Source organism: Paucibacter sp. PLA-PC-4, assembly GCF_026241155.1.
GTDB lineage: Bacteria > Pseudomonadota > Gammaproteobacteria > Burkholderiales > Burkholderiaceae_C > Roseateles_E.
Map to the genome: position 1 here is coordinate 105,279 of NZ_JAPFGP010000015.1, position 25,714 is coordinate 130,992.

Annotated in this window: 22 protein-coding genes; 6 read left to right on the forward strand and 16 right to left on the reverse strand. The window is 67.7% G+C overall.

From position 1 onward, the window contains the following. Positions 1-4 precede the first annotated feature (4 nt). Positions 5-1,441, forward strand: a complete 1,437-nt coding sequence (gene dacB / locus OOZ63_RS21410; protein WP_266007642.1) for a D-alanyl-D-alanine carboxypeptidase/D-alanyl-D-alanine-endopeptidase — start codon at positions 5-7, stop codon at positions 1,439-1,441. A gap of 9 nt (positions 1,442-1,450) precedes the next feature. On the opposite strand, the gene OOZ63_RS21415 is transcribed toward dacB, so the two are convergent. The 11 genes from OOZ63_RS21415 to OOZ63_RS21465 all read right to left on the reverse strand — a co-directional run bounded on the left by OOZ63_RS21415 (position 1,451) and on the right by OOZ63_RS21465 (position 16,129). Continuing rightward, positions 1,451-3,301, reverse strand: coding sequence for a sensor histidine kinase (locus OOZ63_RS21415; protein ID WP_266007643.1), 1,851 nt, complete (start codon positions 3,299-3,301; stop codon positions 1,451-1,453). A gap of 22 nt (positions 3,302-3,323) precedes the next feature. Further along, positions 3,324-5,210: a sensor histidine kinase gene (locus OOZ63_RS21420; protein ID WP_266007644.1), complete on the reverse strand. Its 1,887-nt coding sequence runs from the start codon at positions 5,208-5,210 to the stop codon at positions 3,324-3,326. Between the two features lie 301 nt (positions 5,211-5,511). Continuing rightward, positions 5,512-7,239 carry a glycerophosphodiester phosphodiesterase family protein gene (locus tag OOZ63_RS21425; RefSeq protein ID WP_266007645.1) on the reverse strand — a complete coding sequence of 576 codons (1,728 nt, stop codon included), beginning with the start codon at positions 7,237-7,239 and terminating at the stop codon, positions 5,512-5,514. A gap of 117 nt (positions 7,240-7,356) precedes the next feature. Further along, positions 7,357-8,394 carry a S66 peptidase family protein gene (locus OOZ63_RS21430; RefSeq protein WP_266007646.1) on the reverse strand — a complete coding sequence of 346 codons (1,038 nt, stop codon included), beginning with the start codon at positions 8,392-8,394 and terminating at the stop codon, positions 7,357-7,359. Positions 8,395-8,402: 8 nt separating this feature from the next. Continuing rightward, positions 8,403-9,005, reverse strand: coding sequence for a M15 family metallopeptidase (locus OOZ63_RS21435; protein ID WP_266007714.1), 603 nt, complete (start codon positions 9,003-9,005; stop codon positions 8,403-8,405). Between the two features lie 2 nt (positions 9,006-9,007). Further along, positions 9,008-9,904, reverse strand: a complete 897-nt coding sequence (locus OOZ63_RS21440) for a LysR family transcriptional regulator (protein ID WP_266007647.1) — start codon at positions 9,902-9,904, stop codon at positions 9,008-9,010. 220 nt (positions 9,905-10,124) lie between these two features. Next, the gene (locus OOZ63_RS21445) at positions 10,125-13,172 is read right to left on the reverse strand and encodes a TonB-dependent receptor (protein WP_266007648.1); all 3,048 of its coding nucleotides are present in this window, start codon (positions 13,170-13,172) and stop codon (positions 10,125-10,127) included. A 193-nt stretch (positions 13,173-13,365) separates the two neighbouring features. Further along, positions 13,366-14,217: an N-acetylmuramoyl-L-alanine amidase gene (locus tag OOZ63_RS21450; protein ID WP_266007649.1), complete on the reverse strand. Its 852-nt coding sequence runs from the start codon at positions 14,215-14,217 to the stop codon at positions 13,366-13,368. Continuing rightward, on the reverse strand, positions 14,214-15,149 hold the full coding sequence (locus OOZ63_RS21455) for an N-acetylglucosamine kinase (protein ID WP_266007650.1): 936 nt from the start codon (positions 15,147-15,149) through the stop codon (positions 14,214-14,216). The genes OOZ63_RS21450 and OOZ63_RS21455 overlap by 4 nt, the downstream gene beginning before the upstream one ends. 84 nt (positions 15,150-15,233) lie before the next feature. Beyond that, entirely contained in the window at positions 15,234-15,626 is a 393-nt protein-coding gene (locus OOZ63_RS21460; RefSeq protein ID WP_266007651.1) for a response regulator, read from the reverse strand. Positions 15,627-15,628: 2 nt separating this feature from the next. Next, positions 15,629-16,129, reverse strand: coding sequence for a GAF domain-containing protein (locus tag OOZ63_RS21465; protein WP_266007652.1), 501 nt, complete (start codon positions 16,127-16,129; stop codon positions 15,629-15,631). Between the two features lie 92 nt (positions 16,130-16,221). Here OOZ63_RS21465 and ada point away from each other — a divergent pair, with 92 nt between their 5' ends. The 5 genes from ada (at position 16,222) to OOZ63_RS21490 (ending at position 19,919) form a co-directional block, all read left to right on the forward strand. After that, the gene (ada, locus tag OOZ63_RS21470; RefSeq protein WP_266007653.1) at positions 16,222-17,301 is read left to right on the forward strand and encodes a bifunctional DNA-binding transcriptional regulator/O6-methylguanine-DNA methyltransferase Ada; all 1,080 of its coding nucleotides are present in this window, start codon (positions 16,222-16,224) and stop codon (positions 17,299-17,301) included. Then, on the forward strand, positions 17,298-17,993 hold the full coding sequence (locus tag OOZ63_RS21475) for a 2OG-Fe(II) oxygenase (RefSeq protein WP_266007654.1): 696 nt from the start codon (positions 17,298-17,300) through the stop codon (positions 17,991-17,993). Before ada ends, OOZ63_RS21475 begins: the two co-directional genes overlap by 4 nt. Continuing rightward, the gene (gene alkB / locus OOZ63_RS21480) at positions 17,990-18,634 is read left to right on the forward strand and encodes a DNA oxidative demethylase AlkB (protein ID WP_266007655.1); all 645 of its coding nucleotides are present in this window, start codon (positions 17,990-17,992) and stop codon (positions 18,632-18,634) included. The genes OOZ63_RS21475 and alkB overlap by 4 nt, the downstream gene beginning before the upstream one ends. Before the next feature lie 87 nt (positions 18,635-18,721). Then, positions 18,722-19,540 carry a transporter substrate-binding domain-containing protein gene (locus tag OOZ63_RS21485; RefSeq protein ID WP_266007656.1) on the forward strand — a complete coding sequence of 273 codons (819 nt, stop codon included), beginning with the start codon at positions 18,722-18,724 and terminating at the stop codon, positions 19,538-19,540. A gap of 91 nt (positions 19,541-19,631) precedes the next feature. Further along, positions 19,632-19,919 carry a hypothetical protein gene (locus OOZ63_RS21490; protein ID WP_266007657.1) on the forward strand — a complete coding sequence of 96 codons (288 nt, stop codon included), beginning with the start codon at positions 19,632-19,634 and terminating at the stop codon, positions 19,917-19,919. A gap of 5 nt (positions 19,920-19,924) precedes the next feature. On the opposite strand, the gene OOZ63_RS21495 is transcribed toward OOZ63_RS21490, so the two are convergent. From OOZ63_RS21495 to OOZ63_RS21515, 5 genes are read right to left on the reverse strand one after another with little or no spacing between them, the layout of a single operon-like run. Then, a complete protein-coding gene (locus tag OOZ63_RS21495) occupies positions 19,925-21,460 on the reverse strand; it encodes a glycoside hydrolase family 10 protein (RefSeq protein ID WP_266007658.1) in 1,536 nt (511 codons plus the stop codon). A gap of 2 nt (positions 21,461-21,462) precedes the next feature. After that, the gene (locus tag OOZ63_RS21500; protein WP_266007659.1) at positions 21,463-22,599 is read right to left on the reverse strand and encodes an acyltransferase family protein; all 1,137 of its coding nucleotides are present in this window, start codon (positions 22,597-22,599) and stop codon (positions 21,463-21,465) included. Next, complete coding sequence (locus OOZ63_RS21505; protein ID WP_323055774.1) at positions 22,596-23,921, reverse strand: AmpG family muropeptide MFS transporter; 1,326 nt, start codon at positions 23,919-23,921, stop codon at positions 22,596-22,598. Before OOZ63_RS21505 ends, OOZ63_RS21500 begins: the two co-directional genes overlap by 4 nt. A gap of 19 nt (positions 23,922-23,940) precedes the next feature. Further along, entirely contained in the window at positions 23,941-24,822 is an 882-nt protein-coding gene (gene murQ, locus OOZ63_RS21510; RefSeq protein ID WP_266007660.1) for an N-acetylmuramic acid 6-phosphate etherase, read from the reverse strand. A gap of 45 nt (positions 24,823-24,867) precedes the next feature. Continuing rightward, a complete protein-coding gene (locus OOZ63_RS21515; protein WP_137943801.1) occupies positions 24,868-25,605 on the reverse strand; it encodes a GntR family transcriptional regulator in 738 nt (245 codons plus the stop codon). Positions 25,606-25,714 lie beyond the last annotated feature (109 nt).

The following is a 25,714-nucleotide window of genomic DNA, read 5'->3' on the forward strand; positions in this document are numbered from 1 at the left end:
AACGATGTGGACGAGATCCTTGAGTCTGCTGCTGGTCGCGCTGAGTTTGGCCGGCTGCGCCAGCCTGGCGCCCACTGCGTCGTCGCTGCCCATCGGGGTCAGGTCGGCGCTGGACGCTGCGGGCATGCCCGAGAGCGCGCTGGGCGTGGTGGCCTTTGCGCTCGACGCGCCGGGTCAGGGTCTGCGCCTGCAGGCCGAGCGCCCGATGCAGCCCGGCTCGACGATGAAGCTGGTGACGGCCATCGTTGCGCTCGATAGGCTGGGGCCGCACAGCCGTGGCCGCAGCGAGCTGCTGGCCGAGGCCGCGCCACAGGGCGAGCTGCTGGCCGGCCCGCTGTATCTGCGCGGTGGCGCTGACAGCGACCTCGACTGGGGCGCGCTATGGCTGATGCTGCGCCAGCTGCGCGAGCAGGGCGTGCGCGAGATCAAGGGCGGTCTGGTGGTGGACCGCCAGCTTTTCTACCCGGCGCGTGCGGACCTGGGAGCAGTGCCCTTCGACGAGGCGCCCGAGTTCCCCTACAACGTCATCCCCGATGCGTTGAACCTGAACGGCCAACTGCTGCGCTACCGGCTGCAATCTGACGGCGAGCGGGTGCACGCCCGGCTGTTCCCGGCCTGGCCCGGCATGCGGGTCGACACCAGCAGGCTGACGCTCAATGAGCGCGCCTGCAAGGACTGGGAGCGCGACTGGCAGCTGCCCGAGCTCGGCCGCGATGCGGGTGGCGAGGTCGTCTTCCTGCGAGGCGCCTTTCCGAAGCACTGCCAGGCCTCGCCCGACCTCAACCTGGTCGACCGTCAATTGCTGGCAGCGCAGTCCGTGCGCCAGCTCTGGCGCGAACTGGGAGGCGTGATCGAAGGCCCGGACCGCGAGGCCGCGACCCCGGCCGGCGCCGTCGTGCTAGCCAGCCACCAGGGCCGGCCGCTGATCGAGGACCTGTTCCCGATGATGAAGCGCTCGGACAATGCCCTGACCCGACTGACCTATCTGCGCCTGGGCGCGGCCGCAGCGGCGCCCGGCGAGCCCACGGCGGCGGCGGCCGAACGCGTGGTGCGGGCCTGGTTCGCCGAGCAGGGCATTGCCGACCGGGGCCTGGTGCTGGACAACGGTTCCGGCCTGTCGCGCAGCGAGCGCATCACGCCGGCCCAGTTGGCGGCCCTGCTGCAAGCGGCCCAGCGCGGCCGCCATGGCCCCGAGCTGCTGGTGAGCCTGCCGGTGGCCGGCGTCGACGGCACCTTGGCGCGGCGCCTCAAGGGCGGGCCGGCCGAGGGCCGTGCACGCCTGAAGACCGGCACCTTGCGCAACGCGATGGCGCTGGCCGGCTATTTGCCCGATGCGCGTGGCCGGCTGTGGGTGGTGGTGGCCTTGCTGAACGACGAGCAGGCTGCGGCCAAGGGACGGCCTGTGCTGGATGCGCTGATCGAGTGGTTGGCGCGGCACTGAGGCGGCGGCTCAGGCGGGTGCCCACTCGATCTCGAAACAGCTGCCACGGCCCGGTTCGCTGTCCACGCTCAGCCGCGCTCCCAGGCGCTGGCTGCAGGTCACATAGGCGATGAACAGACCCAGGCCGCTGCGGCCGCGGCCGAACTGGCTGGAGACATAGGGGTCGAAGATGCGCAGCAGCAGCTCGGGCGTGATGCCGGTACCGGCATCACGCACTCGCAGGCGCTGCAACAGCCCGGCGTCGGCGTCGATCTCAACTCGCAGCTCACCGTGACCGCCGCCATAGGCGTGCTGGCGGGCGTTGTCGAAGAGCTGGGTCAGCACCTCGCTGAGGGCCTCGGGCGCGACCATGGCTCGCAGGCCGGGGTCGAAGTCCAACCGCAGCTGTAGCGCATCCTCTCCATCCTCGGCCCGGCTGCGCTGCCAGATCGATTGCAGCAGTGCCGCCAGCTGCACCGGCTGGCGTGGCTCGGCATCGACCCTGAGCTTGCCGTAGCTGGACAGCAGGGCAATGGTGCGCTCCAGGCTGCGCGTCACCAGCGCGCAGGACTGCTGGCATTGCTGCAGCAGGCGTTCGAACTGGCTGCGCGTCAGCCGGCCGGCCGCGCTTTCGTCGGCCAGCTGCTGCAGCTGCTCGGCGGCGGTGCTTGCGGCCGTCAGTGCCGAGCCCAGCGGGGTATTGAGCTCGTGGGCCACACCGGCCACCAGGGCACCCAGGCTGGCCAGCTTGCCGGCCTCGACCAGGCGCTGCTGCAGCGCCTGCAGGCGCCGCATGCCTTCGGCCTGTGCGGCCGCATGCTGCTCGGCGCTGAGTCGCTCGGCTTGTGCGTGCTCCAACTGCAAGCGCTGATGATGCAGGGTCAGGTCTTGCCTGGCGGCCTCGCGCACATCGTCCAGCTGCAGCTCGTAGGCGCGCGCCTGCGCGGCCAGGGCCTCGTCGAACCGCCCCAGCCTGGCCAGCAGCGGCGCGAGTTGCTTGAGCCGGCGCGAGATCTGCGGCAGCGCGCGGCGCTGTTCGTAGTGCGCCAGCACCTCCTGCAGCGCCAGCACCGCTGCCTCGGTCTGGCCGCTGGCTCCCAGCCAGACGCCCTCTGCGCAGCGCATCTCGGTGCGCGCCATCGAGACCTTGTCGCCGCCACGGGCCACATAGTCGAAGCCGCGCGCCAGATCGGCGGCGGCCGCCTCCAACTGGCCCAGTGCCACCTTCTCCTCGATCACACCGGACAAGGCATTGGCTGCCGCACCCCAGCGCTGCTGCGTGGCATTGACGGTCACGCCCTCGTCCAGCGCGGCCAGTGCCGCCGCCGGCCGACCCAGCGCGCGCTCGCACTGCGCGATGCCGACGAACATCTGTGCCCAGGGACCGGCATCGCCGCTAGCGCGGCACAGCGCAATCGCCTCACGCCGCACCGCGATCGAGCGCTCGAACTGCTGCAGGCGCTGCAGCGCAAAGCCCAACTGCATCAAGGCCTGTGCCAGCAGGGCGGGGCGACCCTCGGCGCGCGCCAGGCCCATACCGCGCTCCAGCGCCTGCAGACCCGGCTCGAAGCGACCGCTGCGCACATGGCTGCGGCCCAACGCCACCTGCAGTGTGCTTTGCGCCGCCCGGTCGCCCAAGGCCTCGGCCCAGGGCAGGGCGGTGGCTACCAAGGCGTCCAGCTCCGGATAGCGCATGGTCTCGGTCAGCAGCTCCACCAGCAGCAGCGCCAGATCGACCCCCGCAGCGCTGGCCGCCTCGGGCGGCAGCGCCGTGAAATACTGCAGCGCCGGCTCTACCAGCTCGGATGCCATCGTGGGTTGGGCCAGATAGCGCGGTCGCTGCTGAGCCAGCCAGTCGGGGAGGGAGTCTGCAGCGGTCATTTCGGGCCATTCTGCCTGCGGCTCATGCCGGCACCGGCCACTCGATCTCGAAGCGGCAACCCTGGCGCGGCCGGCTCTCGACGCGGATGCGGCCGCGCAGCCGCTGCATCACTGCGGCCTGCGCAATGAACAGGCCCAGGCCGCTGCGCCCGTGGCCGAACTGGCTAGAGACATAGGGATCGAAGACGCGCGGCAGCAGCTCCGGCGCGATGCCCGCGCCCTGATCCTGCACTAGCAGTCGCGCCTGCCCGGCACGTACGCCGGCCTGTACCCGCACATGGCCCGGCGCACCGGGCGCATAAGCATGGCGTTCGATGTTTTGGAACAGCTGCACCAGCACCTCGCCCAGTGCCTCGGCATGTGTGTGTAGGTCCAGCGCCGCATCCAGCTCCAGGCACAGCCGAGTGCCAGGGCTTAGCGCCCGCTCCCAGGCCGAGCGCACCAGCGTGTCCAGGCGCAGGCGGCGCGGCAGATCTGGGGCTTGGCCGGCCGCTTGGTAGGCCTGCACCAGGGCAAGGGCCTGTTCGATGTTGCGCCGTGCCAGCTCGGCGCCCTGCTCGCAGCTGTTCAGGTCGCTGATGAAACGGCTGCGCGACACGGCCCCGCCTGCCGCACAGCTGCCCAGCGCGCGGCTCAGGTCGGCGGCCGTGCTCAGCGCGGTGAGCGCGGTGCCCAGCGGTGTGTTCAGCTCATGCGCCATGCCGGCCAGCAGCTGGCCCAGGCTGGCCAGCTTGCCGGCCTCCAGCAGCTCGGCCTGCAGCTCGCGCTGCAGCGCCAGGGCCTGTTCCAGCGCGGCGTTCTTGGCCTCCAACTCCAGCGCATGGGTCTCGCTATGGGCTTGCTGGCTGCGCGCATGAGCCAGCTCGGCGCGCTGCAACTGGGAGGCGGCGTCCTGGCGGCCGGCCTCGGTGACATCCTCGAGCTCCAGCGCATGGGCCTGTTCCAGCGCCGTGCAGGCTGCCTGCGCCCGGCCGTCCTGCAGCAGCCAGGGCACGGTCTGGCGGATGCGCCGCGCCACCTGGCGTCGCATCGACCATTGCCGGCTCTGCGCCACCACCTGCTGCATCAGCTCGACGGCGCGCGCGAACTCGCCGCGCCGCGCCGCCAGTAAGGCCTCGGCCGCCAGCAGCTCCTTGACGATGCGCTCGGCCCCCGGGCCGGCCAGCGCCAGGCAGCGCCGACCCTCCAACAGCGCGGCCTCTGCGGCCGCCTCATCCTCGCAGGCCAGGCTTTCCTCGGCCACGCCGGACCAGCTGTTGACTGCCGCGATCCAACGCCGCTGCTTCATCGCCATTTGCGCGCCCTCGCGCAGCGCCGCTAGCTGGGCCTCGGGCTCGCCCAACGCGCGGTGCGCCACCGAGATCGACACCAACAGGTCCACCCAGCGACCGCCATCGCCGCCACTTGCCGCCAGCCGCAAGGCCTCGCGCATGCAGTCGATCGCGCGCCGCCATTCGCGCTGGGCTGACAGGGCCTGGCCCAGCACACGGGCGCGATGTGCCTGGTCGGCCGGCTGCGGGCTGCCCTCGCTGAGCGCGGTCAGCGGCTCCAGTAACGTCAGGGCCTCGGTCAGGCGGCCAAAGCGCAGATGCATACGGCAGCGCAGCGACAGCGCGGCGATGCGGCTGCTCAGCGTGCCATTGCCGGCCAGCAGCCAGGGCAGCACCGGGTCGAGCACCGCCTCGATCTGCTCCGAGCGCCACATCTCGCCCAGCATCTCGGCCAGGTGCTGGGCGAGATCGACCGCAAAGTCGCTGGGGCCCTCGGCCAGCACCTGATCGAGCAGCGCGTGCGCCGGCCCGATCAGCACATCAGCGACGCAGGGCTCGGCCAAATAGGCCTCGCGCTGGCCGTGCAGCCAGCGAGTGCGGGCCTCGGGCGATGAGGGGCTGGCGCTGCTTTCGGACATGGATCTGTACCTGAAGCTGGAGCTCAGGGTCGATTCTGCGTCATTGCGCGAACCCCTGCTGTTCGGATCGGGGTCGCTATCAGGCCGTAATCGCGGCTGGCTAGCTTCTGGTGCTCAGAATATCCACCGAAGATCTATCCGCCTGTCTGGCGCTGGGCGAGCCTGTCAGCTGCCTGCGCGTCTCGACCAGCAGCGCTTTGACAGCGCCGATATCAGCTACGGCGCCCGAATGCCGCCAACCGCGCGCCGGCGCTAACCGGCTCGGGGCCTGACCGGGTTCGGCCTCGGCCCGGTACTCTCCTTACGCGCGGCGACGCCGGGCCAGCAGCAGCAGGCCCAGGCCGGCGCCGAACAGCGCCCATGTTTGCGGCTCGGGCACTGCACTGATCAGCGCCAGCGCGGTGGCCGGGTCGTCGCTGATCAGCCCCGAAATCTGGCCTTCGACCCACTGGCCATCAATCAGGCGGCTTGACTTGAGCGAGATCAGGTCAGCCATGGTCTCGGCTTCGTTGACGGTCCAGACGAAGACCCGCAGGTCGCGGCTGGACGCCAGCGAGAGCAGATCGCCCCACAGCGGCTCACCGCCACTGAGCAAATCGGCAAACGACAGCGCCAAGCCATCAACGCCACGACTCACCAGCCCGTCGAGAAAGGCGCCCCGTGCTTCCAGCCCGCTGGCAGCCTTGAAGCCGCCGAAGAAGCCCAGATGGAAGACCTCGGCCTGGCCCAGATGGCCGACCAGATCGGCCACCGCCGCATCGTTCCAGCCGAAGGCGACCACCTGATCGGCCCCGTATCCGGTCTCGGCCATCGTCTGGGCAATGGCGGCACCAGCGTTGTCGACCTTGACGTCGAGCACGATCTTGCTCCCACCTTGCTTGGCGAGTTCTAAGGTCTCCTTCAGAGTCGGGATGCGTTCGGCGGCATAGCGCTCACCGAAGACACTGGCCATGCCGGCCGACAGCTGCCCCAGCTCTGCCGCCGACGTATTGGCCACCGACTTGTTGACACCGCTGGCGCGCAGCGTGCTGTCGTCGTGCGAGAGTACGGCCACGCCGTCCTTGCTCAGGCGCACATCGACCTCGAAGCGCTGCGCGCCGGTTGCGATGGCCTGGCGGTTGGAGGCATTGGTGTTCTCAGGGGCGAACATCGAGTTGCCACGATGCGCGATCACCTCGAAGCCCTTGGCGATCGCGGTGATCTTGGGGGCAGAGGCTTCAAAGCTCTTGCCGCTGCCGAGTTCGTAGTGGCTGCGAATCTGGGTTTCGCTCAGGGCCTGGCCGTAGACCGCCACCTGATCGATCTGGCCAATGTCCAGGAAGCTCTTGGGGCTGCCGTTGTTCCAGTCCGCGCCGATGGCGGCCAGCTGGCCAGCGGCGATGCTCGAGCCCAGTTTGACGGCGGTATGGCGATCGCGCAGCACGCCGTTGATGTAGATCTTGGCGCTGGCGCCGGCGGCGTCGTTCTGGTCAAGCATGCCCACCACATGCATCCATTCGCCCTGGCGCTTGTTGACGATGCTGGCGCTGGCGCCCGGACGTTCGGCATAGCCATTGGCCGTGGTCACCTTGAAGCGCAGCTCGCCATTGGCCTTGTCCAGATACATCACGTAGCTGTCCTGGCTGCTGTCGAAAATGCTGCCGTAGGCTTCCTTGGTGCCGGACAGTGGTGCATCCAGCTTTACCCAGGCTTCCACGGTCAGCGAGTTGCGGCCCGTCATGGCCGGCAAGGCGGGGGCTTGCAGATATTGGCTGCCGCCGGCGGCGGCACCGCCGAACAGGCCACTGGCAAGCGCGCCGCTGCCCAACGGTGTCGCGTGCATGCCGTTGCCGCTGGCATCTTGGCCGCTAAGCGCGCCGGCGGCAGCGTCCAATGTCCAGTAGGCCAGTGGTGAGGCATTCAGCACCGAATCGCGGTAACGGGTGGCGGCCTCGGGGCTTGCGCCCGCATTCAGGCCAGTAGCGAGCAGGGTGGCAAGGGTGATCAGGCGCAGCGGTCGGCGGCGCAGTGCAAGGGAGTCGCGGCTCATGTGGCGCTCATGGGGTTGTGAGGAGGCTCCGGAGCATGCGCTGTGGCGATGACACTGCCGCTGCCGCCTTAGTCCGTTGAGCTCATAAGCCGCCTGGCGGTGTGCGTTGAACGGATCTCATATCACCACCGGCCGCAAGATCTGCAAGGTGCCCGCGTCCGCGTCGATCTCGGCGTCGGCGCCGACTGGGATCGTGAACTTGCGTTTGATGTGGCCGATCATTGCACCGCGATAGACCGGCACGTTCAGCGGCAGGAAGTAGTCGTCGAAGACCTCGTCCAAGGTCAGCGTGCCGAAGCCGTCGCCGGGCTCGCATTTGGTGAACTTGCCGATCACGACGCCGGCAAGCTGGTCTAACACGCCGGCCAAGCGCAGCGTCGACAGCATGCGGTCGACCCGATAGATGTACTCGTTGATCTCTTCGAGGAAGAGGATGGCGCCGCGACAGTCGGGAAAGTAGGGGGTGCCGACCAGCGAAGCCAGCACCGCAAGATTGCCGCCGACCAGATGGCCGCGCGCCCGGCCGCCGCGCAGCGTCGTGATGCGATCCTGGGTCTGCACCAGGTGGTCACCGCGCTCGCCTGTGGGGTTCTTCAGCAGCGGTGCCTTGGCCTGCATCACCAGCTCGCGGAAGTGCGCAACGCTGAAGGCATTCCATTCCGACACGGCGACCGGCCCATGAAAAGTCACCAGGCCCGTGCGCTGCTGGATCGCGTTGACCAGGCTGGTGAGGTCTGAGAACCCGCCGAAGAACTTGGGCTGGCGCGCGATCAACGCGTAGTCCAGCCGGTCGACGATGCGGTTGCAACCGGAGCCACCGGTCATCGCGAGGATGCCGGCCACTTGCGGGTCTGCAAACATGGTGTTGATGTCCTCGGCGCGCTGCGCGTCGCTGCCGCCGAACTGGCCGTAGCGGCCGCGCAGATGAGTGCCGTGCCTGACCTTAAAGCCCAGGGCCTGCAAGGCCTCAGTGGCAACCACGATGGGCTCGCGCTCATAAGTCGCGTTGGCCGGGCTGACCAGGCCCACGGTGTCGCCGGGCTGCAGGCGATTGGCATAGAGCGCCGGACGGCGGGTGTGGGCTAGCGCCGGGGCGGCGGCCAGTCCCGCTCCGGCGATCAGGGATTGAGCAAACTGGCGCCGTTGCAGGGTCATTTCTTGCCTCAAAGAACGCGGGGCAGGTCGCGGCGAACCGCAATACGGTCGCCGAAGTCGAAATGCCACCACTCGGTGGCAATGCCTTGGAAGCCAACCTCGCGCATCGCTGCGCGCAGCCAGCCGCGTTCGGTCAGCTGGGCGGCGCTCAGCAGGCCGCGCGCCAGGTGCTCGGCCTCATGGTCGGGGTGCGAGGTCAGTGCCATCTCGTCGAAGCCCGAGCCCATATCGACCTCCTGGCCTCGTGGGTCCAGCAGGGTCACATCGACCGCCATGCCAAAGCTGTGGATAGAGCCGCGCTCGGGGTTGGCCAGGTACAGGGTCAGCGGCGTGCCCTGCAGCTCGGCCCACAAGACTTCCTGCACCCGCTGCGGCCGTAAGGCGTCCAGCACCCGCAGCCGGTAGCCGGGTCGGTGCACGCTCAGCCAGGCGGCGGCGCGCTCCAGCGCATCGGCGGCCTCGCGGCGCAGATAGCTGCAATCGAGGCCGCCGTAGACATTGCGACCGACGAAGTTGTCGCGCGTGGCGTAGCGCAGATCCACGTCAATACGGGGAATGCTCAGCAGCGCGCGGAAGTCGGGGTGCTGCGGTACCTCTTCGCAGGGAATCATCGTCACAAGCTTTCCAGATTCTGTTTGGCGGCCTCACCCAGGTACTTGACGAGGCGGCGCGCGCTCTGCGCCAGCGGCGCGTTGGCGGCGGTCAGCAGATAGAGCTGCACCGGCATGGCCGGGGCCAGCGGGCGCAGGCGAACGCGGCTGCGGTCGGCACTGGCGGCAGTGAAGGGATCGACGATGCTCATGCCGACGCCAGCCTCGACCAGGGAGCGTGCCAGCTGGTAGGTCTGCACCGTCAGCCGGGTCACCGGCTGCAGGCCCAGGGCCTCGCAGGCATTCATCACCACATTGCCCAGCGGGTCCTCAGCCGGCAAAGCCACCAGCTCGGTGCGGATCTGCTCCAGCGGCAGCGGCCCGTCCTCGGCCGCCTCGGGCGAGCCGACGGGGCACAGCGCGATCATCGGGCCGCTGGCTAGCACTTCGGTCTTGATGCCGGGGTGGCGCGGGTCCTGCAGCGACAGCGCCAGATCGGCCTCGCCCAGAAGCAGGGCCGAGACGATTTCGCGCGTGTGGTTGGTGGCCAGCGTGCAATGGCCGGCCGGGTAGGCTCGGCACCAATGCGTCATCGCCGCCGGAATCACCGAGGCGCCCAGCGTCGGCGTCGCGACCAGGCGCACCTGCTCGGACTCGCCGCTGCGCAGATTGGCTGCCAGCCGGCGGATGGACACCAGATCGCGGTTGAGCTTGTCGATTTCGACGAACAGGCGCTCGGCTTCGGGCGTCGGATAGAGCTTGCCGCGCACCCGGTCGAACAAGGCCATGCCCAGCTGCAGCTCGCAATGCTGCAGCACCTTGGTGACGGCCGGCTGCGAGATGTGCAGTAGCTGGGCGGCCCCGCTGATCGTGCCGGCCTGCATCACTGCATGGAAGACCTCAATATGGCGCAGCCGCATGGTCAGGCCCGTCCTTGCTGACAGGAGCGGTTCAAGGGGCGGGCGGGGGACGGGGAGGGCTTCATGGCGCGGGAGCAATGGTCGGAGAGCATGCCGACGCTCGCAACTGAATAGGGCTGGACAGAATATAACTTTTGGTTATCCGCTGCCGGGCGCAGCCCGCACGGCCAAGAAAAAGGCAGGTCGTTGACCTGCCTTGCGCTTCGAGTTCGCTCCTGCCTCAGAACTTGTAGCGTGCCTCGAAATAGTATTGGCGGCCGCTGGCATCTACCTTTTGCTGTTCGGCTTCACTGTAGCGGTACTGGGCTCGGGTTGGATTGGTCAGATTGGTTGCGCTGAAGGACAACTGAAGCTGGGGAGTCAGGTTGTAGTTGGCCGAGAAGGCAACGTTGCTGACGGGTGCTGCCATTGTTGGGGCCACGGGCATGGTCACGCCGTTGTAGACCACCGTGCCCTGGCTGGCGCCGGTGGGGGCCGGTGCCGTGGTGCTGGCCACGTACTCGCTGCGGTAGTTGTAAACGAGCCGTGCGCTGAAGGTGTCGTTCTCGAAGTACACGCCCAGGTTGGCGGCTTTGCGCGAGGCGCCGATCATCGGGCGACCGTCCTCGACCTTGGTGTCGGCCAGGCTGACGTTGGAGGTGAAACCGAAGCCGGCGCCGATAGGCTGCTCATATGCCAGCTCTACGCCCTGGATGCGGGCATTCTGCTGCGAGGTCGTCTGAATCTGGTAGGTCCGCATCATGTCAGCAGACGAATCCCACAAGTCGACCGTGCCGCCATTGCGGAATACGCCAGTTTTGGCATAGCCCTTGATCATGGAGTCAAAGACACTGACCGACACCATTGCGCGACGGTCGAAGAACCAGGCGAGCGAGGCGTCGAAGTTGCGGGCCGTCAGCGGCTTCAGGTCCGGATTGGGGCCATTGACCGTGCAGACGCCAGCATTGCAGACCTGAGCGCTGAATGCAGCGCCGTAGAGGTTGTAGTTTTGGCGGCCGATGGTGTGCGAGTAGCCCAGGCGGCCGATCAGGTCCTTGGCCAATTCCACGCGCAGGTTCATGCTCGGCAGCAGGTTGTCGAACACTCGGTTGGAAGGGCGCTTGTACCAAGTCTGGCCGACCGGGTTCCAGACGGCACCGTCGAAGTAGGACAAGGCATTGCCAGCCGTGGTGATCGCGTTTGGGAACTCGGCGCACGGCACCGCTGGCTTGCCGGGCTCGGTACGCGCGCACACGCCGGCAGGAATCGGCGTGGCGATCATCGCGTCGACTGCAGTGCGCACGAGGCGCAAACCGATGTTGCCCGACCACTTGTTGCCTTCCAGGTTTTGCATCAGGTAGACCGCGCTTTGCTTCTCCTGCAGCTCGATCTCGCTGCTGACGAAGCGCTCCCACTCGGGTGTGGTCTCCTTGCTGCGCTGGTTGGCGTAGTAGCTGTCGATCACCGAGGTCGGGAAGTAGAAGCCGCTGCGGTCCCAGTTGCCGCTGCCACCGAGGGAGTTGCCAAAGTCGCCGGGGTAGGGCACGGCCAGCGCCGCGTCAAAACTGGGTACGACCGACGTCCTGTTGGCCTTGATGCGGCGGCGATAGTCGCGCTGGTGATTGGCGTGGCGCAGACCGAATTCCAGTGAGCTGAAGATGCCGCTGTCCTGGGTGTACTCGGCGTCCAGCGTCACGCTGCTCTCGCGGTCCACTGTGTGGTGGCGGTTGGAGCCGTTGGCCGAGAAGATGGCGTAGCCGCTGCCGTCGGCATTGCGCACCGGCACATTGGGGCCAGCACCCAGGACGCTGAAATCTGGTGCCTCGCCCAGGCCGTTGTAGTTGTAGCTCACCCCGGTACCGTTGCGGGCCCAGGAGATCACGCGATCGGCCTCGGTCAGGCCCTCGCCGCGCGTGGTGCTGAACAGGCCCTTGATCTGCAGCGTGTCGCTGACTTGGTACTTGAAGTCGAAATCCAGGAAACCGCTGCTGGCGCTCGCGCCCGACCGGCTGGCGTGCTCGGTGTCGCCGATGTACTGCGGCGTAGTGCCGGGCGCGAATACGATGTCGGCACTCTTGAGAACCTTCAGCTTGTGGCCGTAGAGCGTGGTCTCCTCGACGACCACCGGGTTCTTGATCTGCGCATAGACCCGCTGGCCATTGGAGTTGGTGAATGCCGTGCCGCCCTGGGCGCCGCCGAGGCCGCGCAGCATGCTGTTGAGTGCGTTGGACTGCAGGCGGCCATAGTTGGAGGCGTTCATCTTCGACATGAACCCGACCACGCTCAGGTCAAGGCTGCTGGTCGGTCGAGCCTGCAAGGACAACATGCCTCCCTTGCGATCACGCACGCCTTCGACGAACTCGGTGGCGATGCTGCCGGGCATGCGCACGCCGTTCAAGTCGGCGGCCTTGTAGCCCGAGCCGGCCAGCGAGGCGTCGGTGATGCCGGGCATGGTTGTGGTGTTGATGATGTCCCATCCGAAGACACCATAGCCGTTGCTCGACACCGTGTCGCGGCGCACATAACGTTTCTCGGCGAATACCTGGGCGATCAGGCCAAAGGTGTTGGCCTCATTCTTCCAGTTCATGCTGGCGCTCAGCTGCGGACTGGTCTTGCCCGGCAGGTCGGCGTAGACGCCGCCGACGTTGACAACGCCGCCGACGCGCTCCCTTTGCTCCAGCGGCTTGCGGGTGGTCACGTTGATCGTTCCCGCCAAGCCACCATCGACGATATTGGCCTGCGAAGTCTTGTAAACGGTGGCGCTGTTCAGGACCGAAGATGGCATCAATGACAGGCTGGTCGAGCGGCTGCTGGACATCTGGTCGGCCACGAACCAGTCGCCGCCGCTGACAGTGTGGCCGTTGAACAGGATCAGGCTCATGTCCGGGTTGGTGCCGCGCATCGAAACCTTCTCGGCCTCGTCGTAGTCAGTGCGCACCGCGACGCCAACGATGCGCTGTAGCGAATCGGCCAAGTTCTTGTCGGGCATCTTGCCCACGTCCACCGCCGTGATCACGTCTACATTGGCCGAGGCCATGCGTTTCAGATTGATCGCCTGCTCGACCGAGGCACGGATGCCGGTGATCGTCACGGTGCCGAGTTGCTGGGCCTTGGCCTCGGCCGTCTTTTCAGCAGCCTCGCGGTCTTCACGCACCTTGCGCTGCTCGGCCGTCTCGGTCTGGGCTTCGCTGGTGCTCGGGGCGCCTGTCTGTGCGCCGGCGACGAGTTGGCTGCCCAGCAGCAGGCTCAGCGCGGCGGCTTGGGCAATCTGGGTGTGTTTGAGTTTCATGCAAGGGCTCCCCGGCACTGCGGACCGCTGGTTGGTGTTGCTTGGACCAGCGGTGCGAGACCGGGAGCGCTTGTGCTCCTACACGCGAATTGTTGCTGGCATATGCATGATGGGCAGCGCCAGGGGCGCGCAACAATTCATTGTTGGCGGTGTTGCATGACAGACAGTTATGGGTCGGCTGCCGCCACCCCACTCACCAACGCGAGGTATAGGGCTGGGGCGGCCCCTCGAGTGGGGTCGCGGCCATGCGCATGCCGCCGGGTGTCGTCGCGGTGTCCAGCAGTGCGGCGGTTTCGGCGTCGAGCACGCCGTCGTAGAGCGCCGTGCGGTACTTCATCTGGAAGGTGACAAGGGTCTGTTTGGTCAGTTCGTCGAACTCGCCGTGGCGCGGCACGTTGTAGCCGATGCGGGCCAGCTTGTCCTGGGCCCAGGCGATGTCGGGCAGCAGCGATGCATAGCCGGTGATCTTGGCCGCCACCTGGGCCGCATCGGGCCAGGCGATCAGACCGGCCTGGTGTAGCTGTTTCCACGGGAACATCGGACCCGGATCCTGCTTGCGGCCTGGTGCGATGTCGGCATGGCCGATCACGCGCTCGGGCTTGATGCCATGACGCGCCACGATGTCCTTGCTGAGTCTGATGACCGCGTCGATCTGCGGCTGCGAGAACGGCGCGTAGACGCGGCCCTCGGGCGTGTCCTTGTAGCCGGGGTTGACGATCTCGATGCCGATCGAGCTGGCATTGAGGTTGCTGTGGCCCGCCCAAAAGCTAGGCCCTGCATGCCAGGCGCGGCGGTTCTCGTCGACCAGGCGGTAGATGGTCGGCGGCTCATCGCGCACCAGATAGTGGCTGCTGACCTGGCCGCCGGTTGTCAGCACCCGCAGCGACTTCTCGTAGTCCAGCACGGTGTAGTGCAGCACCAGGAAGAGGGCGCGGCTGTCCTGGTTCTGCGAGGTGTGGCTGGTGTCGATGTGCAGGCTCTGTGGGCCGGTGGCGCAGGCGCCGAGTAGCAGGGCGCTGGCAAGGACGAGCAGGGTGTTTTTCATAGACGGGCCGCCAGCCGGGCAGCGGTGTGGTGAGGTTGCAGATCTTGCACGCGCAGTGCAATGGACTCGGGCAGGGCTGCGCGTAGCCCCTCGATGATGAGGGGATGGAGTTGCAGCGCACGGCCGGCGGCCACCACGGGTCGCGGCCCGTAGCGGCGCAGCATGGCCAGCGCCAGCCGGGCCAGCTCGCCGCCGGCGCGCCTCAGCAGCGCGCGCGCATCCTCATCGGTCTGGGCGGCGCCGGCCACTGCCAGCGCCAGCCGGCCTATCGTGCCGCGCTCGCCGCCATAGATGAACTGGCGGGTCAGTGCCCACTCGCTGCCGCCGATGGCCTCGAACAGCGCGCACGCCAGTACCGAGTCCTGCCAGCTGCCGGGCGCCTCGTCCTCGCGCCGCCATATTCCTGCCAAGGCCTCGCGGGCGATCCAGAAGCCGCTGCCCTCGTCGCCCAGCAGCGCGCCGCGGCCGCCGGCCCGCTGCATGCGGCCCTGCGCGTCGATGAATGCGGCGATCGCGCCGGTGCCGGCATAAAGCAGATAGCCCTGGCCGGGCTCGAAGGCGCTGCGGTAGGCGATGTCCATATCGCTGCCGCAGACCATCGCGGCAGGTTTCAGCCCCAGGGCCTGCGACAGGATGTCCTTGAGCTGGGCTGCGGCCGGGCCGTCGGCCTCGCCCAGGCCGGTGATGCCTGCGTACAGGCCGCTGGGCCGTCCGTGGGCCAGAGTCGCGAAGGCCAACTGGTGGGCGGTCTGCGCCAGGGCCACCCGGCCCTCGACGCTGGCCAATTGCAGGCCGCTGAGGCCGGCCACATGACCCTCGGCCATGCAGCGACCAGCGCCGTCTGCCAGAGCCCAGCGGGTCTGGGTACCCCCGGCGTCCAGACCAAGACCGAGTCGGGCGTTGCTGGGGGTGTCTAGTGGAACAGCAGGCATGCGGGAACGAAGTATGGGTGGTTCAGCTTAGAGGCGCGGCCCCGGGCTCGCCAATGTCAATGCACGCACCGGGCATAACTTGAATCAATGCGCCGGCGCGCCGGTCAGCGCGCCCACCACCTCCAGAGCGGTCTTGACCTTGAAAGGCTTGAGCATGATGCGCTTCACCTGCAGCGGCTTGAACAGCGCCAGCAGGCTGGCGTCGACACTCTCGGCCGTCAGCGCCACAGGCACGTCGGCAGCGCTGCGCAGCGTGCCATTGCGCAGGCTTTGCAGCAGGCTCAGCGCCCCCAGGCCGTCGCCGATGTCCATCAGCAGCGCGTCGAAGGCCTGCGATTCGAGCAGGCGCTGCGCTGCCTCATGGCTGCTGGCCTCATGCACATCGGCGACATCAAGCTCGCGGGCCACCAGTGCCACGGTGCGACGGAACAGCGAATGAGGATCGACCAGCAGCAGGGTCTTGCGGCGTGCCGGCATTCTCAGGCCTCGCCCATGCCACGGCCCTGCAGCTCGGCCAGCACCAGGTCGCGCAGCGAACCGAGGATAGCCAGCTCGGTGCGGTCGAGCCGGCGCGGCCGCGGGTCCAGCAGGCACAAGGTGCCGACTCGCAGGCCGCAGGCCAACTCCAGCGGCGCGCCTGCATAAAAGCGCACATGTGGCGGCCCGGTCACCTGCGGGTTGTCGAAAAAGCGAGGGTCCAGCAGCGCGTCCTCGATCATCAGGATGTCGGGCTGCAAAATGGCGTGGCCACAAAACGAGCTGCTGCGGGGGCTCTCGCTGGCCTCCAGGCCAGTCTTGGCCTTGAACCACATGCGGTTCTCGTCGACCAAGCTGATCAGCACTGTGCCGACCTCGAATTCCTCGCGCGCGAACTGTGCGATGCGGTCGAAGCGCTGCTCCGGCGGCGTATCCAAGATCAGCAGCTCGCGCAGCGCCTGCAGGCGCTCGGCGTCGTTGGCGGGAATGGGGGCGGCTTGCATGTCTGGACTGTATCGAATTCAAAAGCAAGCAGCGGGATGTCGGCACCGGCGGGTCCGCCTAGATTTCGGTCATCATGCAACGGAGATCGATCATGAATATGAGCAGCAAGACCGAAACCCGGGCCCTGGCCGCGCTGGACGACCCACGCTGGACTGCGCTGCGTTCGCGCGATGTGGCGGCGGACGGGCAGTTTTTCTATTCGGTCCGGACCACCGGCGTCTATTGCAAGCCCTCCTGCGCGGCGCGGCCGGCGCGGCCCGAGAACATCGCCTTTCATACCACTGCAGCGCAGGCTGAGGCCGCCGGTTTTCGCCCCTGCCGGCGCTGCAAGCCCGACCAGCCGCCGCTGGCGCAGCGCCAGGCAGCGCTGGTGGCCGACCTGTGCCGCTTCATCGAGCAGGCGCCGAACCCACCCAGTCTCGATGTACTGGCCGAGCGCGCCGGTCTGAGTCCGCACCATCTGCACCGCCTCTTCAAGGCCCAGACCGGCCTGACGCCCAAGGCCTATGCCGATGCCCACAAAGCCAGACGGCTGCGCGAGCTGCTGCAGGAGTATGGGAGCGTGACCGACGCGCTCTACGGCGCCGGCTATGGCGCCAGCAGCCGCTTCTATGCCCAGGCCGACGCGCTGCTCGGCATGGCGCCGCGGCGCTACCGTGATGGCGGGGCCGCGGCGGAGATCCGCTTTGCACTGGGTCAGTGCGCGCTGGGCGCCATCCTGGTGGCGCAGAGCGAGCGCGGCCTGTGCGCGATCAGCCTGGGCGACGATGCCGGGGCCTTGCTGCGCGAGCTGCAGGACCGCTTTCCGAAGGCCCGGCTGATCGGCGGGGATGCCGGCTTCGAGCAACTGGTGGCGCGGGTGGTCGGCTTTGTCGAGGCGCCTGGTCTGGGGCTGGACCTGCCGCTGGATGTGCGAGGCACGGCCTTCCAGCAGCGCGTCTGGCAGGCGCTGCGCGAGATCCCGCCGGGCAACAGTGCCAGCTACAGCGAGATCGCCCAGCGCATCGGTGCGCCGCGCGCGGTGCGTGCGGTGGCCTCGGCCTGCGCCGCCAACACCCTGGCTGTGGCGATCCCCTGCCACCGCGTGCTGCGCCAGGACGGTAGCCCGGGCGGCTACCGATGGGGCGTCGAGCGCAAGCGCGAGCTGCTGGCCCGCGAGGCCAAGCCATGAGGCCTCCCATCGACTGGGCCGCCGCCGAACGGGCGCTGGACGAGCGCGGCAATGCGCTGCTGCCTGGCTTGCTCAACGCTGAGCACTGCGACGAGCTGATCGCGCTGTATGAGCGGCCCGAGCTGTTCCGCAGCAAGGTCTTGATGCAGCGTCATGGCTATGGCCAGGGCGAGTACCAGTATTTCGCTTATCCGCTGCCGGAGCCGGTGGCCGCGCTGCGCGCGGCGGTCTACCCGAAGCTCGCGCCGATAGCGAATCGCTGGCAGCAGGCTCTGGGGCTGGGGGCCCGGTTCCCGCCGACCCATGCCGAGTTCATTGCGCGCTGCCATGCGGCGGGCCAGTGTCGGCCGACGCCGCTGCTGCTACGCTACCGCGAGGGCGACTACAACTGCCTGCACCAGGACCTGTATGGCGAGCAGGTCTTCCCGCTGCAGATCGCTGTGCTGCTGTCGCAGCCGGGCGAAGATTTCGAGGGTGGCGAGTTTGTGCTGACCGAGCAGCGCCCGCGCCTGCAGTCGCGCCCCGAGGTGGTGCCGCTGCTGCGGCGCGGAGATGCGGTGCTGTTTGCCGTCAACCAGCGGCCGATCAGCGGTACGCGCGGGGTCTACCGGGTGACGATGCGGCACGGCGTCAGCCGCCTGCGCGCCGGCCGACGCCATACCCTGGGTCTGATCTTCCACGACGCGACATGAATGGCGAGTTGTTCGCGCCCGAGTCCGGCGCGCCGCAAAACCTGGCCCCCGGTGCCTGTCTGCTGCCTGGCTTTGCGCTGGCGCAGGCCTGCGAGCTGCGGGAGGTGGTCGAGCAGGTGTTTGCGGCTGCGCCGCCGAGGCGCTGGCTGACGCCTGGCGGGAGGCGTATGGCGGTGGCGATGAGTAACTGCGGGCCCTTAGGCTGGGTCAGCGACGAGCACGGCTACCGCTATGCCGCGCTGGACCCCGACAGCGGCCGGCCCTGGCCAGCGCTGGATGCGCGGCTGGCCCTGCTGGCCGGCGAGGCGGCGGCGACCGCCGGCTTTGCCGGCTTCGTGCCCGACGCCTGCCTGGTCAACCGCTACCAGCCCGGCACCGCGCTGTCGCTGCACCAGGACAAGGACGAGCGCGATCTGGGCCAGCCCATCGTCTCGATCTCGCTGGGCCTGCCGGCGGTGTTCCTGTTCGGCGGCCTGCGGCGCGCCGATCCCTGCTTGCGGATGGCGCTGCACGATGGCGATGTGGTGGTCTGGGGCGGGCCGGCGCGGCTGCGCTATCACGGCGTCGCGGCGCTGAAGCCGGGCCGCCATCCGCTGTGGGGAGAACAACGCATCAACCTGACCTTGCGCAAGGCCGGCTGAGCGCGCCGCAGCCACTATCATCACGGCGACCCGTCGCCTCGATGTCCCGGGGGCTGCGGCTTGATCGCTCAAGGGAGGGACTCCGAAATGCTATTGCGTCGCGCCTGCCGGCTGATGGGCCTGGGGCTGAGCCTGCTTTGTTGGATCTGGCCTGGCTTGTCCGCAGCGGCCGAGCCCACCGTGCTGAAGCTTCTGGCCGACAGTTTTCCGCCGCTGCAATACGAGCTGCCGAGCGGCGCACCTGCTGGCTATGTCCATGCCTTTGTGCAAGAGGTGGTGCAGCGAGCCAGCCGCAGCCACGTCCTGAGCGCTCAGCCCCTGCAGTTCCTGCCGCTCAAGCGGGCCCTGGCCCAGGCCCAGGCGGAGCCGAATGTGCTGGTGCTCAGCGTGGCACGCACGCCTGAGCGCACCGAGGCATATCGCTGGCTGCGCGAAATCGCGCCCTACCAGCTCTGGCTGTACCGGCTACGCACGGCGGGCGCGCCGCCGGTACGCTCGCTGTCCGAACTGAAGGGGCGCGGCCTGCGCTTCGGCGTTCAGGAACAGTCCAACTTCCAGGAGTGGCTGCGCGCCCAGGGGGTGGGACAGTTCCCTGACAACAGCGTGATCGATCCGGTGCGCACCAATGCGCTGAACCTGCGCAAGGCCCAGTTGCAGCGCATCGACCTGTTCGCCCACCCCGATGTCAGCTTTGCCTACCGGGTCCATGAGGCGGGCCTGCGGACGGAGGACTTCGAGCCGGTGCTGCAGATCCAGGCGCTCAGCGCGCCGCTGTGGCTGCTTATCAGCAAGAACAGCGAGCCGGCCTTGGTGGCGGCGCTGCTGCAGGCGCTGGACGCGCTGATCGCGGCCGGCCGGCTCGAGGCGCTGCGGCGCGCCGAACTGGCGCAGTTTTTGGGTCGCTGAGTGATTTGAGTTTTGCCGCATGGCGGTCGCCTGTCGGTGCTGGGTCCGGAGTCTTGGCCGGGTTTTCTTGCATCGTTGGAGGACAGTTAGCTTGCGTGCCGGCGATATTTACCGCTATCCCATCCAGACATCGGCATTCGCTGTCGACCCCGTGCAGCAGCATCGCCAGCGGGCGAAGGGCGCACTGGCACATGACTATCAGCCGCTGGGGGGCGAGCCGCAGCCGATCAAGAGTTCGAGCACACCAGCCTACAGCCGGGGCAGCACGACGCTGTATGCCGACGAGCGGCTACGCGTTAGCGTCGAGCTGGGGCCCTTGCTTTGGTTTCATACCGCGCGCGGCGGCGCGATAGGCGGGCTGGTCGATACCTTCGCTTAGGGCGCTCAGTCCAGCGCCAGCGCCAGCCGCGGGCTCTCGTTGCCGACCCGGTCTATGGCCGAGATCACCAGACCCATGAGGCCTGCGTGTGGCAGGCTCAAATCGCTACCGCTGATGAGGCGCAAGCGCCAGCCCTGGTCCCGGTATCGCAGCCACAGCGCATGGCGGACCACGGGCTTGCCGGGGCCGGGCTGGACGGCTAGGCGCAGCGTCTGCTCGTCCAGCCCCACGAGGCTGAGCAGCGGCGCGCTCGGCACATCCGCCTCCAACCAGGGGCAGGCCGGCGGCAGCGCCTCGTGTGCATAGAGGCTGGCCGCCAGCGCGTCGGCCAGGCCGCGGCGGTTCTGCTGCAGCGCGATCATGCTGAAGTGGGCATGGCCGCTGCCGGGATAGCGTGTGCGCACCTGCTCAATCTGGCCGAGGATCTCGGCCACCGGCCAGCTGTCGGCCTTGTCGGTGATCTTGCTGGTGAACAGGCCGGGCCAGACATGGCGCTTGTGCGGGTTTTGGCCGTGCCAGTAGTCCAGCAGCGGCACAAAGGCCTGCGCCCTCTGCGCCATCGGCCAATAAAGCTGGGGCACCAGATAGTCCAGCCAGCCTCGCTCCAGCCAGCGCTCGACATCGGCATAGAGCTTGTCGTACTGGCTGAAGCCGGCAATGCCCTCGGGGCGCAGCATCGGCTTGCCAAGACCGAAGGGGCTGATCCCGAAACGCACCCAGGGCTTGGTCGCGCGGATCATGCCGTGCAGGCGCTCGATCAGGTCGTCGACATTCTTGCGCCGCCAGTCATGCCGGGCCAAGGTGCCGCCGGCCTGGCCGTAGCGCTGCCACGCGGGGGCGTCGGGAAAGTCCAGCTCGAGTTTGGCGGCGGGGTCGCTGTCGGGCAGCGCAATCGGATAGGGGTAGAAATAGTCGTCGATATGGATGCCGTCGACCTCATAGCGCTGCAATACATCCCGAAACACCGCCAGCGTGTGCTCGGCGGCGGCCGGCTCGCCAGGATCGATCCAGAGCTGCTCGCCGTAGCGCTTGACCCATTGCGGCTGGGTCTGGCTCAAGTGGCTGTCCGCGTTGGCCGACTTCGCGCTGTTCTGGCGAGCGCGGAAGGGGTTGAACCAGGCATGCAGCTCAAGACCTCGCTGGTGGGCTTGGTCTATCCACAGCGCCAGCGGGTCGTAGCCCGGCGACCGGCCCTGGACCCCCGTGAGGTACTCGCTCCACGGCTCCAGCGCCGACTCGTACAGCGCATCGGCGCTCGTGCGGATCTGCAGAATCACCGCATTGAGCTTCAGCGCGGCGGCGCGATCCAGCATCGCATGCATCTCGGCTTGCTGCTGTGCGGCGCTCAGGCCCGGCTTGCTGGGCCAGTCGATATTGGCCACGGTGGCAACCCAGGCGGCGCGGAACTCGCGCGGCGCAACCGGCGCCTGGGCCAGCAGCTCAGGTGCGGCGCGAAGCCGCGGCCCGGCCGGCAAGAGCGGGTTCGAGGAACAGGCGGCCAGCGCGGCGGTGCTGGCGAGGACGGTACGACGAGTGAGCATGTTCAGACTTTCACAAACCATTGCTTGCGCCACATCAACCAGGCGATGCCGTACATCACGCTCAGGAACAGCAAAGCAAACATCAAGGAGGCATTGATCGGCGCCAGGCCCAGGCCCTGGATGGGCGCATAGATCCAGGCTTTCAGCGAGCGGCCCTGCCATTGGAAAAATCCCAGCAGCTTGGCAAGCAGGCCCGAGAGCGCGAACAGGAATAGCGCGTTCATGCCGAAGACGATCAGCGGTTGGGCCAGCCGGGCGACGCGTGCGCGCAGCAGCGGCAAGGGCATCGCGTCGAGCAGCCAATAGCAGATGCCGAACATCAGATAGGCCCAACCGGCCATGGCGAACACGTAGGACGGGGTCCACAGGCTCTTGTTGATCGGCATCAGCCAGGCATCCAGCAACTGGCCCAGCCACAACCCGGCAAGACCCGCCACCATCAACCACATCGCCTTCTCGCCCGGATCGCGCCGGGCGGCCAGCAGATGGCCGGCCAGCACGCCGAAGAGCTGGCTGGCCACGGCCGGCACGGTCGACAGCAGGCCCTCTGGGTCCCAGGTCCGGCTTTGGCGCCATAGATGGTTTTCTCCGATGAGAAGCCGGTCCAGCCATGCGCCCACATCTTCGCCCGGCTGCAGCGATCCGGCGCGCCAGACGCCGTCCGGCCCGGGCACCGGCAGCAGCAGCATCACCAGGCTGTAGGCCGCCAACAGGCCCAGGGCCCAGGCCAGCTGGCCGCGCCAGCTGCACCACAGCACGATGGGCGCGGCCAGCAGGGTGCACAGGCCCAGGCGCTGCAGAACGCCGGGGATGCGCAACTCCGCGACATTGAAGCTGGGAATCAGGTTTAGCAGCAGGCCGATGCCAATGATGACGGCAGCTCGTCGCGCGGTCTGGGCCAGCAGGGCCGACTTGTTGGCGCCTTGCTGTGCGCGTCGGCCCAGGCTGATCGTCATCGCGATGCCGCTGATGAAGACGAAGAAAGGGAAGATCCAGTCGGTGAAGGTCCAGCCATGCCAGGCGGCATGGGCCAGCGGGCCGTAGAGATGGCCCCAGTCGCCGGGATTGTTCACCAGCAGCATCGCGGCGATCGTGAATCCCCGGAACGCATCCAGAGACAGCAGCCGAGCTGCGCTCATTCGTCGACCTTTCTGCCGAAATCCGCCGGGATCTTCACCAGCGCCGCAACGGCGAACGAGGGAATCGTGGCGACCAGCACCCAGATGAAGAAGTTCAGGTAGCCGATCTGGTCCTGCAACCAGCCGCTCCACATGCCCGGCAGCATCATGCCCAGGGCCATGAAGCCGGTGCAGATCGCGTAATGGGCCGTTTTATGCGGGCCGTCGGCCACCAAAATCATGTACATCAGATAGGCGGTGAAGCCCAGGCCGTAGCCAAACTGCTCGACCGCCAAGGCCGTACTGATCAGCCAGAGATTGCCCGGCTGCGCCAGCGCCAGCGCCAGGAAGGCGATGTTGGGCACATGCATGCTCAGTATCAGCGGCCACAGCGCGCGCTTCAGCCCGATCTTCGAGATCACCCAGCCGCCAGCCAGACCGCCCAGGGTCAGCGCCGTCAGGCCGACCGTGCCGTAGGCGATGCCGACCTCCTTGTTGCTCAGTCCCAGACCGCCGAGTTCGGGCTTGTCGAGCAAAAAGGGCGTGGCCAGCTTCAGCAGCTGGGCCTCGGGGAAGCGGTAGAACAGCAAAAAGGCCAGGATCACCCAGATGCCGGGCTTGCGGAAAAACTCGGCAAACACGCGGAAGAACTCGCTGACCCAGTCATGCTGGGGAGCGGCACGCTGATCGCTGGCCGGGCGGGGCAGCATCACGGCGTGATAGGCCCCCATCAGCAGGAACAGGCCACACAGCACGCCGAACACCAGGCTCCAGGCCGTCTGCATGCTGCCGGTGCGCTCCTGCAGCTCGCCGGCCAGATAGACCAGGCCGCCCTGGCCGCCGATATTGGCAATGCGGTAGAAGGTCGAGCGCACGCCGACGAAAGCGGCCTGGCTGCGCTGTTTCAGCGCCAGCATATAGAAGCCGTCGGCGGCGATGTCGTGCGAGGCCGAGGAGAAGGCCATCAACCAGAACATCGCCAGGGTCAGTTGGAAAAAGCGCTCGGCCGGTATCGTCAATGCCACCAAGGCCAGTGAGGCACCCACCGCGAACTGCAGCGCGACGATCCACAGCCGCTTGGTGCCAAACAGCTCGATCAGCGGTGACCACAGCGGCTTGATCACCCAGGGCAAGTAGAGCCAGCTTGTGTACAGCGCGATCTCGGTGTTGGAGACCTCGAGATTCTTGTACATGATGACCGACAGGGTCATCACGACGACATAGGGCAGGCCCTGGCCGAAGTACAGCGTCGGGATCCAGGTCCAGGGGCTGCGAGGGGTCGGGTCTTGCGGGTGGCTGTTCATGCGCTGGTCGGTGGCGTGGGATGCTGGAGGCGTCGCCATTCTCGGCTCAAAGGCGAGCTCAGCCCGCCAGGGCCTGGCGCACGCTGTCCTGGTGACGTGCCAGTGCCGCGCGTGCCTCGTCGATGCTGCAGCTGCGGCGCAGCGCCACCACGGCCACCTTGACATGGAAATCGCACTGTTCCAGCACCGCGCGGGCTGCCTTCTCGTCGACCCCGGTGGCCTGCATCGTCAGCGCCACCGCACGTTTGACCAGCTTGATATTGCTGGCGCGCAGATCGACCATCAGATTGCCGTAAACCTTGTTCAGCCTGACCATCAGCGCGCTGGAGAAGGTATTGAGCGCCATCTTCTGAGCGCTGCCGGCCTTCAGTCGGGTGCTGCCCGAGATCACCTCGGGTCCGGTGTCCAGCAGGATTGCGATGTCAGCTGCCGCCAGCACCGGCGCGCCGGGGTTGTTGGCAAAGCCCAGGCTCAACGCGCCGGCCGCGCGCGCGGCCCGCAAAGCGCCCAGCACATAGGGCGTGCCGCCCGAGGCGGCCAGCGCCAGCAGCACATCTTTCGAGTCCAGGGCCAGGGCCTGCAGATCACGCTCGCCCTGGTCCTCGTCGTCCTCGGCACCCTCGACCGCGACAAACATTGCCGACTCGCCGCCTGCGATCAGGGCCAGGGCGCGTTCGCGCGGCCACGAAAAGGTGGGGCCCAGCTCGACGCTATCGAGCACGCCCAGCCGACCCGAGGTCCCGGCGCCGGCATAGATCAGCCGCCCGCCGGACTGGATACGCGGCAGCGCGGCCTCGACCGCCTGCTGCAGCGCCGGCAGTGCGGCACGCAACGCGGCGACGGCCTGCAACTGGTCGTCCGCCAGCACCTGCAGCAGCCGGGCGTTGTCATAAAGGTCGAGATCGGAATGGTCGCTGTTGGGGGTTTCTGTCTTGAGCATGGGACTTCTTGGCTGATGCAGGAACACTTTTGGCCGGCCGCCCTGTCAGGCGGCAGGCTCCGGGTCGGCGGCTGTCGGCGGGCGGCGCACTTGCAGCTCGAAGCGGTAGCGGTCGGCGCGATAGAGGCTCTTGGCGAACTCGATGATCTCGCCGCTGTCTCCCAGCGTCAGGCGCTCCACCAGCAGCGAGGGTGAAAAGGCGGGCACTTCGAGCAGATCGGCCTCCTCCTCGGACAGCACGGTCGCCTGCACCTGCTGCATGGCCGATCGGACATGGATGTCGAAGCGCTGAGCCAGCAGCTCGTAGAGCGAGTGCCGGGTCAGCTCGGCGGGCTCCAGCGTTTGCAATTGGCTCGGCACCAGATAGGTGGTCTCTAGCGCCATCGGCTCGTCGTTGGCCATTCGCAGGCGCCTGAGTTCCATGACCGACGAGCCCGGAATCAGCTTGAGCCGGCTCGCAAGCTTGGCCCCGGCAGCCACCCGCCGGCATGACAGGATCTCGCTGGAGGGGGTCAGGCCGCGTTCGCGCATCTCCTCGGAGAAAGAGCGCAGCTGCGGTTGCTTGAGAACCGGTTGGCCGGACACAAAGGTGCCAGCACCCTGCTTGCGCTCCAGCACGCCGTCCTGCTCGAGCTCGCGCAAGATGCGTCGCAGGGTTTCACGCGCGACCGCGAAGCGTTCGCTGAGCTCGCGCTCAGGCGGAAGGCGGCCGCCGTTGGCATTGCTCTTGATCATGGCCAGCAATTGCTGCTTGATCTGCTGGCGTTTCTGGGCGCGGTCCATGGAGGGTCTTGATGAAGGGAGAGAAAGCCGTGACGTCAGCGGCCGGGTCCGGACATCGTAGGAGAAAAGGGGCGGGGCGCGAGGCCCCGCCAGGATTCCGACGCTTTGG

What these genes read in the sequence shown, in the direction of transcription:
- OOZ63_RS21440 (WP_266007647.1), bottom strand. Translation starts at nt 9,904, where the DNA reads ATGCGGCTGCGCCATATTGAGGTCTTCCATGCAGTGATGCAGGCCGGC.
- OOZ63_RS21475 (WP_266007654.1), top strand. Translation starts at nt 17,298, where the DNA reads ATGAGGCCTCCCATCGACTGGGCCGCCGCCGAACGGGCGCTGGACGAG.
- OOZ63_RS21500 (WP_266007659.1), bottom strand. Translation starts at nt 22,599, where the DNA reads ATGAGCGCAGCTCGGCTGCTGTCTCTGGATGCGTTCCGGGGATTCACG.
- OOZ63_RS21485 (WP_266007656.1), top strand. Translation starts at nt 18,722, where the DNA reads ATGCTATTGCGTCGCGCCTGCCGGCTGATGGGCCTGGGGCTGAGCCTG.
- OOZ63_RS21430 (WP_266007646.1), bottom strand. Translation starts at nt 8,394, where the DNA reads ATGACCCTGCAACGGCGCCAGTTTGCTCAATCCCTGATCGCCGGAGCG.
- OOZ63_RS21445 (WP_266007648.1), bottom strand. Translation starts at nt 13,172, where the DNA reads ATGAAACTCAAACACACCCAGATTGCCCAAGCCGCCGCGCTGAGCCTG.
- OOZ63_RS21465 (WP_266007652.1), bottom strand. Translation starts at nt 16,129, where the DNA reads ATGCAAGCCGCCCCCATTCCCGCCAACGACGCCGAGCGCCTGCAGGCG.
- OOZ63_RS21495 (WP_266007658.1), bottom strand. Translation starts at nt 21,460, where the DNA reads ATGCTCACTCGTCGTACCGTCCTCGCCAGCACCGCCGCGCTGGCCGCC.
- alkB (WP_266007655.1), top strand. Translation starts at nt 17,990, where the DNA reads ATGAATGGCGAGTTGTTCGCGCCCGAGTCCGGCGCGCCGCAAAACCTG.
- OOZ63_RS21415 (WP_266007643.1), bottom strand. Translation starts at nt 3,301, where the DNA reads ATGACCGCTGCAGACTCCCTCCCCGACTGGCTGGCTCAGCAGCGACCG.
- OOZ63_RS21460 (WP_266007651.1), bottom strand. Translation starts at nt 15,626, where the DNA reads ATGCCGGCACGCCGCAAGACCCTGCTGCTGGTCGATCCTCATTCGCTG.
- dacB (WP_266007642.1), top strand. Translation starts at nt 5, where the DNA reads ATGTGGACGAGATCCTTGAGTCTGCTGCTGGTCGCGCTGAGTTTGGCC.
- OOZ63_RS21420 (WP_266007644.1), bottom strand. Translation starts at nt 5,210, where the DNA reads ATGTCCGAAAGCAGCGCCAGCCCCTCATCGCCCGAGGCCCGCACTCGC.
- OOZ63_RS21505 (WP_323055774.1), bottom strand. Translation starts at nt 23,921, where the DNA reads ATGGCGACGCCTCCAGCATCCCACGCCACCGACCAGCGCATGAACAGC.
- OOZ63_RS21450 (WP_266007649.1), bottom strand. Translation starts at nt 14,217, where the DNA reads ATGAAAAACACCCTGCTCGTCCTTGCCAGCGCCCTGCTACTCGGCGCC.
- OOZ63_RS21425 (WP_266007645.1), bottom strand. Translation starts at nt 7,239, where the DNA reads ATGAGCCGCGACTCCCTTGCACTGCGCCGCCGACCGCTGCGCCTGATC.
- ada (WP_266007653.1), top strand. Translation starts at nt 16,222, where the DNA reads ATGAATATGAGCAGCAAGACCGAAACCCGGGCCCTGGCCGCGCTGGAC.
- murQ (WP_266007660.1), bottom strand. Translation starts at nt 24,822, where the DNA reads ATGCTCAAGACAGAAACCCCCAACAGCGACCATTCCGATCTCGACCTT.
- OOZ63_RS21435 (WP_266007714.1), bottom strand. Translation starts at nt 9,005, where the DNA reads ATGATTCCCTGCGAAGAGGTACCGCAGCACCCCGACTTCCGCGCGCTG.
- OOZ63_RS21515 (WP_137943801.1), bottom strand. Translation starts at nt 25,605, where the DNA reads ATGGACCGCGCCCAGAAACGCCAGCAGATCAAGCAGCAATTGCTGGCC.
- OOZ63_RS21455 (WP_266007650.1), bottom strand. Translation starts at nt 15,149, where the DNA reads ATGCCTGCTGTTCCACTAGACACCCCCAGCAACGCCCGACTCGGTCTT.